Below are 14,546 nucleotides of genomic sequence, written 5' to 3'. Positions count from 1 at the left end.
TTAATTCCAACCCCACAGTATTGGCGTTTTAAATTTAGGCTTACACACATCGTACGTTTCATGCATAGCTGAAAAAAGATGTTGGTTGTCGATACTTTTCTTATCTTCACTGAACGAAAGCAATAGAGCCTTATGGCAAAGTTGGTTTATCAATCTAGGGATACCTAACGACGAACGACAGATCGCCTTTTTTTGATTCAAGCTGAATAACTCAGGGCTGCCACCAGATTTAGCGATTCGATTATCAATATAAGCCACCGTTTCATCGAGATTCAGCGGTCTCAGTGTCGAACTAAATGTGATTCTTTGGCGAAACTGCCTTAGGTGATAAGCCTCTAATCGAGCATCCAATTCTGGCTGACCTAATAGAACAATCTGCAGCAGTTTTTTATCTTCCGTTTCAAGGTTACCAAACAACCTTAATGTTTCGAGCGCTTCATCCGATAGAGCCTGAGCTTCATCAAGAATAGCCACCACTCTTAAACCAGAATTGTGCAATTCAATGAGCTTATGCTGAATGTTATCAACCAAGGTTGCTTCATTATCGACAGCTAAACCAAGCTCTGTTGCAACCGCCTGGCGCAAGTCTGCCCCTGATAACACAGGGTTTGGTAAGTAGATCAGAGCTGTACAGTCATGTAGGTGATTGACCAACATCCGGCAAACCATGGTTTTTCCAGTGCCTACCTCTCCGGTCACCTTAATCACGCCCTCGCCCATTTCCAACGCCGAGATTACCGTCTGAATCGCTTCGAAATGAGGCGCTAAACCATAGAAGAAATCGGTATTCGGCGTTAAGGTAAATGGCAGTTGTTCAAAACCAAAGTGAGCTTGATACATACGACGACCTAGCTTAGTGAGACACTGCCACTCTATATTGAGAAAGTAAGCAATTACTCTTCATCAGGGAACCACTGCTGAAGAAGATCACGTGAACGCTCCAACTCATTTTGCCAAGTATTCACACCCACGATCGTTGGCTTAAGCAAGATCACGAGTTCAGTTTTTTGCGTTAACTGATTGGTATTACGGAACAAATGACCTAAGGCTGGAATATCACCGAGGAATGGAACTTTAGAGGTCACATCACTGGTGTTGGATTTCATCAAACCACCAATAACAACCACATCGCCATCTCGAGCTCGAATCACTGAGTCAGACTCACGAATAGAGCTTTTCGCCAAAGGAAGCTGCACCACACCCGTTGTAGAACCAAGGTTGAGCTCTTTCACTTCTTCCTCGACCTCAATAACGGCTGGGTGAACATGTAAGAATACGCTACCTTTATCATCTATCTGAGGGGTCACATCTAAGGAGATACCCGAAAAGAACGGAGTTAACTCAACCTCAGGTGCGACGTTCGCGTTGTCACCACTGCCTACCGCGCTAGATAAATCCGTCACGTAGTATTCGTCAGTACCCACTTTGATAACCGCTTTCTGGTTGTTTGCAGCTGTGACTCGTGGGCTTGATAGAACGTTCAGGTCACCTTGAGTATCCATAAAGCTCAATACCGCTTCAAAACTGCCATCTGAGATCGTTACGTTGGTTTGCCCGCCTAACAAAGAGCTGATCGCATCTAATGGAGGCAAAGTTCCACCAGGTCGATCAATTACCACACCGCCGCTGCCAATCGACTTAGATAAATTAGACCAGCTAATACCTTGTTGGTAACCATCACTCAAGGTTACTTCCATGATTTTGGCTTCTAGGATAACTTGACGCTGCAGGCGTTTTTGAGAAATACCTAAGAACTCTCGAACCTCACGAATTTCGTCAGGGTAAGCACGCACTGTAATCACACTCGCTTGCGGGGTCACGACAACGCTTTGCCCATCGCCCGAGCCAATTAAGTGAGCAACCGCCGCTTCAAGCTGTGGCCAAAAATCACTTTCAGAGGTCGTTTCAATCTCTGTACCACCATTCGATGTCGAGTTTGATGAATTAGAAGAGTTAGATGAATTTGACGAGTTTGAGTTCGAGTTTGAAGAGCTCGATGAATTCGAATCTGAGTTAGAGATCGTGCCGGTGGTGATCGTCGTTAGTGAGCGACCAGAACGCTTAACTTGTAAGTAATCGACAGGGATCGTTACGGTGCGAAGACCGGCAGGATAAACTTGAATCACTTTGCCACGCTTTTCAATATCGTAGCCATACATATCTTGAGCAACAGCCAGTACCTCATCTAACGTCACGTCCGTTAGATTAAGCGTAAGGTTTCCAGACACACTTGGGTGAATAGCCGCACTATATTCCGTACCTTTCACTAAGCTGGCAAAAAAAGTTCTCGCTTCAACGCCTTTTGCCTGAATACGAAAACGCTTAACCGTTTCCATCCCCGGAGACATCGAGTCAGAATTAAGCTGAGGCATAAGGTCATCTTGAACCGACGAAGGCAGCTCATGAAGCGCTCTGCTATTGGCTTCATTAATTGATTCGTTTAAAGACTCTTTAATCTCAACAGGATCTCTATGCCCCATCGAACAGCCGACTAAAGATGACACTAGGATTGCTACTACAAGTTTACGCATGTCTTCACTCTAACCTTAATTATTCTTAACATCTAAAGAGAACATCTCTAATTTCCACTGCTTAGAGCTTCTCTGCAGAGTGACGTATTCTGGATCTATGTTCTTAACTCGGTACCCTCTGATCGTTTCCCCTTGTCCGAGAATCTGACCATTCATAATCGCATAGCAAGGCGTATCTCCCTTACACACGATGCTTTCTAAAGAAGGCAAGCGATAACGAGTTGGTGCTTTCTTAGCAGGCGCCGTTTTCTGTTGAGGTGAAAGCCAGCCTAATGGCGCCGTGGGATCTTGCTCAGCCCACACAAAAGAGCTACTAAATAGCAAGGACAACAAAAGAGTTCTAACCACCGATAAACTCCTGTCTAGTACCTAATGTGTAAACCTCGAACACCAGTCGAGCTTTAGGATATTCTTCTACTGAGTATTCAAATGTGCGCCAGTAGTAACTCACAGGTAGAGACTCAAGTGCTTGAAGGTAAGCTGAGATATCAAAGTAACTGCCGGTTAGCTCCATTCTTACAGGGTGAAGAAAGTAGCCTGAATATTCGCTGGTCTCTTTATTGTTCGAAATCGCTTCTGGTTTTAATGACTCTAGCGATTCAAGCTTTAGTCCATTACCGGCGTTAAGAACGCTCTCCAGTAACTGCGACATTTGAGAAGGTGTGATTAATCCATCAACAATCTGAGAAAGCTGAAGAGAGAGATCTTGGCTCTCCACCAGCAGCTTTTTGTACTCTCGATTAATTTCTTTGTCTGGGTCTTTGTTTAACTGAGCTTGCAGAACAAGTAACTCACCTTGCTGCCTTTGATTCGATTGAGTCAGGCTGCTCGCCTTGGCATTTTTAGCTTGTAGATCGAGATACGCAGGCTCAACCAATAAGGTGAACAACAACATCGATAGGCCAACAAAACCACACACAAAAAGTAGCCATTTTTCTCTTTGACTTAATGCAAGAAACTTATCGCTCAGCTGGTTCCACTGCTGCATTATTTACTCTCCCGACGAGTACTTAGCTCAAACGTCACCACATCCTGATCATTACGGCCAATTTTTAGTTTTTCAAAAGTGCGTCCGACTAAATTAAGCTCACTTTTAAACTGACCAATCCAGTTCGGAACGACATTTGCGTTACGAGCCAAGCCACTAAGATCTAAAGTATCGTGGGTCATGTAGATGTGCGAAAGAGAAATGTCATTTCGGCCTAATTTAGCTAAGGAATTCATGACGCCAGAATACCCGACTTGTTGGGATTCGTCGTATTGTCCAACAGCCTTCAAAGCCTCTTTTTTAGCCTCAGTCTCACGTTTGAGACGCGCAACCGCCGCGACTTTCTCTGGAGACGGTTTATGCTGAGTTAACTTACTATTCAATTGGTTAACTTGCTTTTTAAGTTGATTCGAGTCTTGTTGCAGGGCTGTTAGCTCTTTATCTAGATTAGAAACTTGATACTGCATTGCGAAGTAACCACCAAGCATCAAAACACAAATTACTCCCCAGCTCGCAACAACATTGGTCAGCGTAAAATATTCTTTTTTAGGCTTAAGGTGTTCAGGGTAAAGATTGACCTTAAACGTCTCTTTTTCAGCTGCAAGTTTAAGCAACAAACTCTCTGAATTATCACGCTCACCTTCAACCAACAGTGAAACTGTCGAGCTCAATGTACTGTTTAAGGCACTTTGTAACTCTGCTTCATCTTCTTCGTCACAACAGATTTTAAGCTGGTGAAGCTGGGTGCCTTTAATTTGAGAAGAAAGGTAATCAATCGAGCGTTGAAGCTCTAAAGCGAGGCCATCTAACTGCAGAGCACTTGACGCAACACCCGTTAAAGGTGGCACAACACTGCGGATGGTTCTTTGAAAACAAACGGTATTTTCGACAAACGCACCCAATTTAAAGTGTGAATTGACGCTACGTTGTAAAAGAATGAAATTAGACAGTTCGCCTGCACTGTAACCCCAGATTTCATCTTCAGGAGCAACACCTATTAATTCAACCTGAGCCGAATTAGTGATATTCAAAAGCTTGTCCAACAGCTTTTTAGGCAGGACATATACTTGCAGCTTGTTCGACGTTGGTAACGCGACCGCACTCGCAGTAATTTCCGTGACTCTTTCTGAAACAAGATCTTTGAGTAAAAAAGGCAGTGCTACCGACCATTCACTCTCTGGAATGTCCGGTTTATCAATTTGGTAGGTTTGGTAGTAGTTAGCACAGACAATCAGTTGGACGCTATTACTGGTAAACGCCTCACTGCTAAGCGATTTTTTTAGCGCACTCTCCCAGTCCCCATTAACCACGGGAATGCTGGCTACTTGAGGATCTTGTTCTGTCGATGAAATATAAATGGCGTCATTGCCCAGCAAGACAACTTGCGAGCTACCTTTATTATTCGTTGGCTTTATTTTGTCTAAAATCGCTTTAAAATTCATTCTTAACTACTACTCTTACGCCATCGATTTCTTCGTCCAACTTTGACAACAGATTCCGCTTTCGCGGCTTTTTCTGCTTGATTAGGCAAAGGGATAATTTGTTGTTCTTCGTCGAAATATCTCCCTTGATAGCCGTTAATGCCTAACTCTATCAAGGTATTCTTTTCTTGTTTTGTCTCGACTCCAACGGCAATAACTTGAGTTGGAGAATCACCACACGCCCCAATTAAGCTTCGAACAAACAGTTGGTTCTCATGCCTTTGGTCGATTTTCTTTATTAGGCTTCGATGAAGCTTAATATAATTAACCTTCAAATCCTTTATATAGTGAGTGCTAACAATGGTTCGCCCAGCTTGGCCAACCACAACTTTACACCCTAAACCTCGCAACATCTTTGCCACCGGTCTCATATAATCAAGATGAGCAATCAAGTGCCCTTCTGGAAACTCAAACGCAAGCTGAGAGCGGTGTTGAGCAGAGAGCTGTAACAACTCACTCCTAAACCACTTAAAGTGCTGTTTATTAGCAAACGGGGTAACATTCAGATTCACTGAATAGTTGATAGGTTGAGTTGATTCTTTCAACGATTTCAACACAACCTTTAGAACCGATTGGTCCATTTGAGCTTGATAACCCACTTGCTCTACCGCAGGCATAAATCGAGACGATTTCAATAAACCTTTGTCAGGATCCTGAATTCTAGTAAATATTTCTCTATGTAATTCATTAACTTGACCAGATTCCGGCATAAGATAACACCGCTGAGCAAAGATTACTAAATTTTCAGGAAGCAGCGCTTTATCAAGTAATGTTCTCCAACGAACACTGCCTCTATCAAGCTCATTCTTATTCTCTTTCGGGTAACGGCTCCAGTTATTAATACGCTCTAACTGAGCACTCTTTAGTGCCGTTTCCGTTTCATCCATGATCTGGCTATGACGCTCACCTTCGGTATACATGGTCACACCAATATGACACCAGTTATCCGACTCTAAAGGCTCTGGCGGAGTTAGCTTATCTAACTGCCTTAAACACTGAGCAGCCAAGGTCGCAATATCTTTTGCGCCCTGATGAGGAATAAATACAGCAAAGTCCGCTTCGTAATAGCGAGAAAAAATGACATCGGGATAGCGTTGAACGATATTCGACAGTACTTCACCGACTTCAATAATAAAGCCGTCTGTGGTTTGCTTATCGTTAGCATCACTAACTTGCTCCCATTCGTCGATACGTATCAGTAACACACCGCCTCGAGCACCACTTTCATGCAGTGCCGATTCCAGCTTATTATCGAATAAAACTCGGTTTGCCGTTCCCGTGAGTTTATCTAGGAAAGTATGGGTACGAATAAAGGTATCAAAGCGACTTCGTTCTTGACGAGCATCTTGTAGCTCTTCAATCAATACATCTAAGGCTTCGCTTGCGGTATAAGGCCACTCTCGCTCATCTCCCTTTGCATGAGCTTCAACCTGACCGGCCAAGATCATTCTTCCTCGCTCTTCCAAGATTTCAGAACCCATGAGTTGTTCTTTCAACCAACGAACACCGCGAGCAAGACAGAACAGAACCAATGCGACAGCCAAAGTAATTGACCACATCGCTTCCATTGAGTAGTTGTAGCCAATATAAGGAGGAAGTGCTTTAAATTCGATTCGGTAGCCTTCATTACGCTCTAAAATGAAGCTTTTCTCATAAAGACGATTGGGATCAATTTGTGGGGAGGTATCTTTGAAACGATAAACGATGCCGGTCTTGTTCGAGAGTTTCATCTCAACAATATTGCTCGCCTGCAACATCTTAGGCATCCAACGCTGCATTGAATACGCGGCGTCAGGGTCTTCCATCTCTTTATCTACAACGTCGACAATGCCAACCAAATAATGGTCTAAATATTCCTGTCCAATACGCTTAAAGGAAAGTGTGCCACCAATAAAAAGAATGAACATCGCGCTGATCACTATCACGGTGACAAATGCGACCAATCGAGTGCTCAATTTTAGTGTCGGGGTATATCTCATGAATAACGAAATCCTTTTCAACTCACATTATACCGTATTGCTACTTATACTATAAATTGACGTTGTAAATAAAGCGTTAAGAATTGTAGGTAACAAAAAGCCGCGATGAACGCGGCTTTTTCCAATTTAATACTGTCTTTATAATATATTAAAAACAGGGATCAAAATGGGATGTCATCATCAAAATCCATTGGCGGCTCATTATATTGAGGTTGAGCCTGCTGAGGAGCTTGTTGAGGTGCTTTTGGCTGCTGTTGAGCGGGAGCACTGTATTGTTGTTGCTGTTGTTGTGGCTGCTGTGGCTGACCCCAACCACCTTGCTGTTGGTTGTTACCCATGCCACCTTGAGCAGGAGCACCACCTTGAGCACGGCCGCCAAGCATTTGCATTACACCATTGAAGCCTTGAACAACCACTTCAGTTGTGTAGCGATCTTGACCGCTTTGATCTTGCCATTTACGAGTTTGAAGTTGACCTTCAATGTAAACTTGAGAACCTTTACGTAGGTACTCACCAGCAACTTCCGCAAGCTTGCCAAACAGAGCAACACGGTGCCATTCTGTTTTTTCACGCTGCTCGCCAGTTGCTTTATCACGCCATGACTCTGACGTTGCAATGGTAATGTTCGCTACTGCGCCGCCATTTGGCATGTAACGAATTTCAGGGTCATTACCTAGGTTACCCACTAATATAACTTTGTTAACTCCACGGCTAGCCATGATTTGCTCCGTCTAAATTCATAGTCTCAGAAAATTTTAGCGCACAAGAATAGCATGCTTTTCTGCAGTGATAAATCGCATTCCTATTCTCTCCTCACTACAAAGAATAAAAACGTAACAAATCATGATATTCAGAGCGATGTTGCTTTTTTCTCCACTTACAAACCACTCATTTACTTTGATAATTGATATTCAACGCAAGTCACTATCAAGGCGCTAGAGAAGCTAAAGCCTGCATGACACCGTGGAATCTAATCCCACTCAAACAGGACGTTTCAATGAGAAAATCAAGATACGCTCGCACTTTACACTTTCTGTGCATCGACCCAAACGATACCTATCTACATGTAAAAGAGATAGAAAAGCATTTATCTATTGTTCTCTACAAAATGACACCCGACGAATTAATGCTAGTTGATAGAAAGCAGAGTAACCGGATCTTGCTCGTCGATTACAGAGAGGTACCACAACTACTGATTATTTGTCCTAACCTGACTGTTATGTGGAAAAATCACGAAATCATTTTATTCAATGTCCCCCAGCAACTTCCAACCTCAGAGCTTCTTACCTATGGGGTACTAAAAGGACTCTTTTACAACACTGAACAAAAGGACAAGATTGCTCGTGGTCTTCAAGAAGTCATTGATGGCGATAACTGGCTGCCAAGGAAGGTAACCAATCAACTGTTGTTTTATTATCGCAATATGGTCAATACCAACACCACACCAACCAATGTTGATTTAACCATTCGTGAGATCCAGGTGATTCGCTGTCTTCAATCCGGGTCTTCAAACACACAAATCGCCGATGACTTGTTTATTAGTGAGTTCACGGTTAAATCTCACCTCTATCAAATATTCCGTAAGCTTGCGGTAAAAAATAGAGTTCAAGCGATAGCATGGGCAAACCAGAACCTGCTTGCATAATCGACCCACCTCTTAGTCTGACGATAATTTTGAGGGAAGCTCTAGTAAACCATGGCTATTGTTGCTGAATTTTCGACATAACTTATGCTAGAGTTGCCCTCAGAAATATCAACCACTCAGGTTGAATCAATAATTATTATAGATAAAGGGTCTTATCATGATCAAAAAGTGCCTTTTCCCGGCAGCTGGCTACGGTACACGTTTTTTACCTGCAACCAAGTCAATGCCTAAAGAAATGATGCCTGTAGTAAACAAACCTCTGATTGAATACGGTGTAGAGGAAGCTATCGAAGCTGGTATGGATGGAATGTGCATCGTTACTGGACGTGGTAAGCACTCGATCATGGATCACTTTGATAAAAACTACGAGCTTGAGCACCAGATTAGCGGCACCAATAAAGAAGACCTATTGGTTAATATCCGTGAAACGATTGAAGCGGCAAACTTCACCTACATTCGTCAACGTGAGATGAAAGGCCTTGGCCATGCTATTTTAACGGGTCGCGAACTTGTAGGCGATGAACCGTTCGCAGTAGTACTTGCTGATGACCTTTGTGTGAACGAGCAACAAGGCGTGCTAGCTCAGATGGTTGCGCTATACAAACAGTTCCGCTGTTCTATTGTTGCTGTACAAGAAGTTCCAGAAGAAGAGACTCACAAGTACGGTGTTATCTCTGGCGAAATGATCAAAGATGACCTTTTCCGAGTTGATGACATGGTAGAGAAGCCAGAGCAAGGTACAGCACCAAGCAACCTAGCGATCATTGGTCGTTATATTCTGACTCCAGATATCTTTGAATTAATCGAGCAGACAGAACCAGGTAAAGGCGGCGAAATCCAGATCACTGATGCATTGCTAAAACAGGCAAAAGCAGGCTGTGTATTGGCTTACAAATTTAAAGGCCAACGTTTTGACTGTGGTAGTGTTGAAGGCTATATCGAAGCAACAAACTACTGCTTCGAAAACCTATACAAGAAAGACCAGCAGCAAATCGAGCTAGGTAAACACTCGACCAAGAAAGAAGCATAACGACTGGTTAATCACTAACGTTACTGATTTTAGAAAGGGCGACTCTTTGAGTCGCCCTTTTTGTTTACTGTTTTTTTATCCAGTAAAACTTTGCACAAATCTCACTCTATGTAATACTTTAGCCACTTAAAATTACATGGTCTATTGAGATGGATAAAATAGAAATTAGAGGCGCTCGTACGCATAACCTCAAAGACGTCAACCTAACCATTCCACGTGACAAACTGACTGTCATCACCGGATTATCGGGTTCAGGAAAGTCGTCACTTGCGTTTGACACACTCTACGCAGAAGGTCAGCGTCGTTATGTTGAATCTCTGTCTGCTTACGCTCGTCAATTTCTATCTCTTATGGAAAAGCCTGATGTCGACCATATTGAAGGTCTGTCTCCAGCTATCTCAATAGAACAAAAATCGACTTCACATAACCCTCGCTCAACCGTCGGTACCATTACCGAAGTCTATGATTACCTCAGATTATTGTATGCGCGAGTAGGCGAACCTCGCTGTCCAGACCACAACATCCCTCTAGCAGCACAAACCATCAGTCAAATGGTCGATAAGGTCTTAGAACTGCCTGAAGGCTCAAAGATGATGTTGATGGCACCGATTGTCAAAGAGCGCAAAGGTGAGCATGTTAAAACACTGGAAAACTTAGCTGCGCAAGGCTTTATCCGAGCCCGAATTGATGGTGAAACCTGTGATCTATCCGATCCACCAGCACTTGAACTTCATAAGAAGCACACCATTGAAGTTGTGGTAGACAGATTCAAGGTTCGTCCTGATCTTCAACAGCGTTTAGCCGAGTCATTCGAGACCACATTAGAGCTCTCTGGCGGTATCGCTGTCGTCGGCTGGATGGACGAAACGGATCAAGAAGAGATCGTATTCTCTGCTAACTTCGCTTGTCCTAAATGTGGTTACAGCATGCAAGAGCTTGAGCCTCGCCTGTTCTCATTTAATAACCCGGCAGGAGCATGTGGTACGTGTGATGGTCTTGGTGTTCAACAGTATTTTGATCCAAGCCGAGTGATTTTAGATGAGAACCTAAGCATTGCTGAAGGTGCGATAAAAGGTTGGGATCAAAAGAACTACTACTATTTCCAAATGCTAACGTCGCTGTCAGAACATTATGGTTTTGATCTGTATGCGCCATTTAATTCTCTACCGAAAAAGACTCAAGAGATCATTCTAAAAGGATCAGGTCGTACTGAAGTGGAATTCAAGTACATCAATGACCGAGGTGATATTCGGGTTAAGCGTCATCCATTTGAGGGCATTTTAAATACCTTGGAGCGCCGTTACCGTGATACTGAATCGAGCGCAGTGCGTGAAGATCTTGCTAAATACATCTCAACCAAATCGTGCTCTAGCTGTGATGGCACTCGCCTGAGACTAGAAGCTCGCAATGTTTTCATTGGTGATACAACACTTCCGGAAATCGTTGAACTTAGCATTGCTGACGCACTACAATTTTTCCAAGAATTGAAGCTAGACGGTCAACGTGGGCAGATCGCAGATAAAGTGATGAAAGAGATCAATGATCGTCTGCATTTCTTAGTCAACGTTGGTTTGAACTACCTTAACCTATCACGCAGTGCTGAAACGCTGTCTGGTGGTGAGGCGCAACGTATTCGTTTGGCGAGCCAAATCGGTGCCGGTTTAGTTGGCGTTATGTATGTACTTGATGAGCCATCAATTGGTCTCCACCAGCGCGATAATGAACGTCTATTGCAAACCTTAATTCACCTGAGAGACTTAGGTAATACGGTACTTGTTGTGGAACATGACGAAGATGCAATTCGTTGTGCTGACCATGTTATCGATATCGGTCCAGGAGCAGGGGTGCACGGTGGTCACGTGGTGGCAGAAGGTACCATGCAAGACATCATCGAAAACCCGAACTCTTTGACAGGCCAATACCTGAGCGGTGCTAAAGAAATTGCAGTGCCTGAAAAGAGAACGCCTATCGACAAGAAAAAGGTCGTCGAGATCGTTGGCGCAACGGGGAACAACCTAAAGAATGTGACCGCGACAATTCCTGTTGGCTTGTTCAGTTGTATTACGGGCGTATCAGGTTCGGGTAAATCAACGCTTATCAACGATACCTTCTTTAAAGTCGCCCACACTCAATTAAACGGTGCCACGACTGCAGTTCCAGCAAAGCACAAAAAGATTAAAGGGTTAGAACATTTTGATAAGGTAATCGACATAGATCAAAGCCCTATCGGTCGTACACCAAGATCAAACCCTGCGACCTACACAGGGATTTTCACCCCTATTCGTGAACTATTCGCGGGCACTCAGGAATCACGTTCTCGTGGTTACAAGCCAGGTCGATTCAGCTTTAACGTTCGTGGTGGTCGTTGTGAGGCTTGTCAGGGAGACGGCGTAATCAAGGTAGAGATGCACTTCTTACCCGATGTGTATGTGCCTTGTGATGTGTGTAAAGGTAAGCGCTATAACCGTGAGACTCTAGAGGTCCGCTACAAAGGTAAAACCATTGACGAAGTTCTAGAGATGACTGTGGAAGATGCTCGTGAATACTTCAACCCGGTACCTGTTATCGCTCGTAAACTGCAAACTTTAATGGACGTTGGCCTCTCTTACATTCGCTTAGGGCAAGCAGCTACAACCTTATCTGGTGGTGAAGCTCAGCGTGTTAAATTAGCGCGTGAACTGTCTAAACGAGACACGGGAAAAACCTTATACATTCTCGATGAGCCAACAACAGGCCTTCATTTCCACGATATCCAGCAGCTACTGACGGTATTACATAGACTGCGTGATCACGGTAATACAGTTGTCGTGATTGAGCACAACCTAGATGTCGTTAAAACAGCAGACTGGATCCTAGATCTTGGCCCAGAAGGTGGGCAAGGTGGTGGTGAGATTGTTGCAGAGGGTACACCTGAAGATGTGGCGTTAGTCGAAGGTTCACACACTGCTCGCTTCCTTAAGCCTATGTTAAATTTGAAGTAGGTGTAAAATAGCGCCCTGCGGGCAGACAGAAAAATGTTAAAGTAACAGAGCTTGTTTCAGAAGGAACAAGCTCTGTTTTTATAAGGTTAGGGATTTATGGCAACAATACACACTAGCGGTACTCAGCTAGAAAATCAGGTCACTCAGCTACCACTCAACAAAGCATTTCTGGCTTCTTTAGCTGTTGTATTCTTGTTAGCTATGCATTTTTTTATGCCGAATCCTGGTGGTTCGGGCCTTGCTCTATCCTTTAACCCTACCACTTGGCTAGCGCTAAGCTTCACGCTAGCGATTGGCTTTTACCAACTCGCGACCAATCGAGTACTCAAGTATTCCAAATTAACAATTGGCTTGTTGATTAGCTGCATCATACTCACGCTACCCATTTTATACAGCAATGCTGCACCTCAAGGAGCGTCAGGACGCTTGCTTGGATTGTGGGCGGGCTTTGCCTTATTTGCGGTGCTGCAGCAATTTAAGTTCAGCAATAAACACAAGCAACGTATGTTGTGGTTCATTGTACTTGCTGTTGTTATACAAGCACTATTTGGCTATGTGCAATATTTCTTATTAGAACCTGGCAACCTATTTGGCTACAACACTGCTGCAAACCGACCATATGGGATATTTCAACAACCGAATGTAATGGCAAGCTTTCTTGCTACTGGTTTTGTGCTGTCCGCTTACCTTTTAGCAAGGCAGCCGGCTAAATATAACCATAAGATCAGCGAATCATTCCTACTGTATTTAACTCCAACCTTAACCGTGCCCTTGCTGATCATCATTGCATCACGTACCGGATGGTTGGCCGCTGTCATTGGGTTTATCTGCATTCTGCCCTATCTATACAAGTTCTCGACCAAGAAACGCTTCTACGGATGGTGCGCATCAGTGCTCGTCGGTGTCGTCGTCGCTTTTTCGGTGATCAGCCTAAGTGCGACTGATAGCCTCGCTAGCAAGAAAGCGAACCTAGAAAGCCCGCGCGCTTATACGTTCCCGCAAGCTTTAGATATGATGATCGAAAAGCCATTTACAGGTTATGGTTACGGGAAATTTGAGTCTGAATACACGCTATATACAGCTCGCCAACATCAACTCAACTCGAACTATCATCCAGGTCTTCCTTCAATGGATCACCCGCACAATGAGTTCCTGTTTTGGGGAGTTGAAGGGGGGATTGTACCAATCATCGGAATCTTGATTGCTGCAATATTGGTGATGTCACGCATAACAAGTTCAGCAAAGGGAACACGTCTAGCCCTGCTCGCGTTATTTATCCCAATCCTTTTGCACTCTCAACTTGAGTATCCTTTTTACCACTCGGCGATTCACTGGATAACATTCATTATATTGATTTACTGGGTAGATCAGCGCTCTTCCCGACATTATCAACAGTCGTTCAGTATCATCAGCAAGACCCTATTTAGAGTGTTGAGCTTAGTGCTCCCTATTTTGGTCAGTTTTTATATGTTGAGCGCCCTGCACACCAACTATGTACTGACTAAGTTTGAACTGTCTAAGCCGAAAAATCCGGACATTCTTAAGCAGGTAACGAACCCAGTGGTGTGGAAAGATCGCTACGATTGGGATATATACAGCACTTACCTTAATATCGGCCTCTACAAAGCCGACCCGAGCCTTATACAGCCTTACATCGATTGGTCACTGGAGATCATTAAGAGCAAACCAAGACCGGCTTTCTACAGCAATCTGATTCTGGCGTATCAAGGCCTAGGAGAAGAAAGTAAAGCAGAGCAAATTCGTAGCGAAGCGAACTTTTTATTCCCTAACAGAGACTTTTCAAAGGTTCAGTATAAGAAAGTGTCACAAGCAGAAGATAACGTTTCGTCTGCAGAATAATGTTAAGAATTCGCAACGCAAGCTTCACTTAGTAGGCAGTAGGAGCTTGGG

Annotated in this window: 11 protein-coding genes; 4 read left to right on the top strand and 7 right to left on the bottom strand. The window is 43.8% G+C overall.

Annotated features, from left to right (window positions below):
• The 7 genes from BCU07_RS00130 to BCU07_RS00100 form a co-directional block, all read right to left on the bottom strand.
• Positions 1–840: an ExeA family protein gene (locus tag BCU07_RS00130; RefSeq protein WP_017061348.1), complete on the bottom strand. Its 840-nt coding sequence runs from the start codon at positions 838–840 to the stop codon at positions 1–3.
• Positions 841–893: 53 nt separating this feature from the next.
• The gene (gene mshL / locus BCU07_RS00125) at positions 894–2,531 is read right to left on the bottom strand and encodes a pilus (MSHA type) biogenesis protein MshL (protein ID WP_017065932.1); all 1,638 of its coding nucleotides are present in this window, start codon (positions 2,529–2,531) and stop codon (positions 894–896) included.
• Between the two features lie 15 nt (positions 2,532–2,546).
• Positions 2,547–2,879, bottom strand: a complete 333-nt coding sequence (locus BCU07_RS00120; protein ID WP_017061346.1) for a hypothetical protein — start codon at positions 2,877–2,879, stop codon at positions 2,547–2,549.
• Complete coding sequence (gene pilO / locus BCU07_RS00115) at positions 2,872–3,519, bottom strand: type 4a pilus biogenesis protein PilO (RefSeq protein ID WP_017061345.1); 648 nt, start codon at positions 3,517–3,519, stop codon at positions 2,872–2,874. Before pilO ends, BCU07_RS00120 begins: the two co-directional genes overlap by 8 nt.
• Positions 3,519–4,961 carry an MSHA biogenesis protein MshI gene (locus tag BCU07_RS00110; protein WP_102428425.1) on the bottom strand — a complete coding sequence of 481 codons (1,443 nt, stop codon included), beginning with the start codon at positions 4,959–4,961 and terminating at the stop codon, positions 3,519–3,521. The genes pilO and BCU07_RS00110 overlap by 1 nt, the downstream gene beginning before the upstream one ends.
• A gap of 2 nt (positions 4,962–4,963) precedes the next feature.
• Complete coding sequence (gene csrD, locus BCU07_RS00105) at positions 4,964–6,979, bottom strand: RNase E specificity factor CsrD (protein ID WP_017062969.1); 2,016 nt, start codon at positions 6,977–6,979, stop codon at positions 4,964–4,966.
• A gap of 161 nt (positions 6,980–7,140) precedes the next feature.
• A complete protein-coding gene (locus tag BCU07_RS00100; protein WP_017061342.1) occupies positions 7,141–7,698 on the bottom strand; it encodes a single-stranded DNA-binding protein in 558 nt (185 codons plus the stop codon).
• A gap of 278 nt (positions 7,699–7,976) precedes the next feature.
• Between BCU07_RS00100 and BCU07_RS00095 the strand changes: the two genes are divergently transcribed.
• The 4 genes from BCU07_RS00095 (at position 7,977) to BCU07_RS00080 (ending at position 14,495) form a co-directional block, all read left to right on the top strand.
• A complete protein-coding gene (locus BCU07_RS00095) occupies positions 7,977–8,624 on the top strand; it encodes a LuxR C-terminal-related transcriptional regulator (RefSeq protein ID WP_029235590.1) in 648 nt (215 codons plus the stop codon).
• A gap of 157 nt (positions 8,625–8,781) precedes the next feature.
• Entirely contained in the window at positions 8,782–9,654 is an 873-nt protein-coding gene (gene galU / locus BCU07_RS00090) for a UTP--glucose-1-phosphate uridylyltransferase GalU (RefSeq protein WP_017061340.1), read from the top strand.
• Positions 9,655–9,803: 149 nt separating this feature from the next.
• Complete coding sequence (gene uvrA / locus BCU07_RS00085; RefSeq protein WP_017061339.1) at positions 9,804–12,635, top strand: excinuclease ABC subunit UvrA; 2,832 nt, start codon at positions 9,804–9,806, stop codon at positions 12,633–12,635.
• 96 nt (positions 12,636–12,731) lie between these two features.
• Positions 12,732–14,495 (top strand): PglL family O-oligosaccharyltransferase, encoded by a 1,764-nt coding sequence (locus tag BCU07_RS00080; RefSeq protein WP_102428426.1) that lies wholly within the window; start codon positions 12,732–12,734, stop codon positions 14,493–14,495.
• Positions 14,496–14,546: the final 51 nt, after the last annotated feature.

The organism is Vibrio sp. 10N.261.54.E10, assembly GCF_002877735.2.
GTDB classification, from domain to species: Bacteria; Pseudomonadota; Gammaproteobacteria; order Enterobacterales; family Vibrionaceae; genus Vibrio; species Vibrio crassostreae_C.
Note: the sequence above shows the minus strand (reverse complement) of the source record. Positions and strands in the feature narration are given on the sequence as shown.

Bases quoted from the DNA above. Each gene is read 5' to 3' on its own strand.
- uvrA (WP_017061339.1), top strand. From the start codon at position 9,804: ATGGATAAAATAGAAATTAGAGGCGCTCGTACGCATAACCTCAAAGAC.
- BCU07_RS00130 (WP_017061348.1), bottom strand. From the start codon at position 840: ATGTATCAAGCTCACTTTGGTTTTGAACAACTGCCATTTACCTTAACG.
- BCU07_RS00100 (WP_017061342.1), bottom strand. From the start codon at position 7,698: ATGGCTAGCCGTGGAGTTAACAAAGTTATATTAGTGGGTAACCTAGGT.
- mshL (WP_017065932.1), bottom strand. From the start codon at position 2,531: ATGCGTAAACTTGTAGTAGCAATCCTAGTGTCATCTTTAGTCGGCTGT.
- galU (WP_017061340.1), top strand. From the start codon at position 8,782: ATGATCAAAAAGTGCCTTTTCCCGGCAGCTGGCTACGGTACACGTTTT.
- BCU07_RS00110 (WP_102428425.1), bottom strand. From the start codon at position 4,961: ATGAATTTTAAAGCGATTTTAGACAAAATAAAGCCAACGAATAATAAA.
- BCU07_RS00080 (WP_102428426.1), top strand. From the start codon at position 12,732: ATGGCAACAATACACACTAGCGGTACTCAGCTAGAAAATCAGGTCACT.
- pilO (WP_017061345.1), bottom strand. From the start codon at position 3,519: ATGCAGCAGTGGAACCAGCTGAGCGATAAGTTTCTTGCATTAAGTCAA.
- BCU07_RS00095 (WP_029235590.1), top strand. From the start codon at position 7,977: ATGAGAAAATCAAGATACGCTCGCACTTTACACTTTCTGTGCATCGAC.
- csrD (WP_017062969.1), bottom strand. From the start codon at position 6,979: ATGAGATATACCCCGACACTAAAATTGAGCACTCGATTGGTCGCATTT.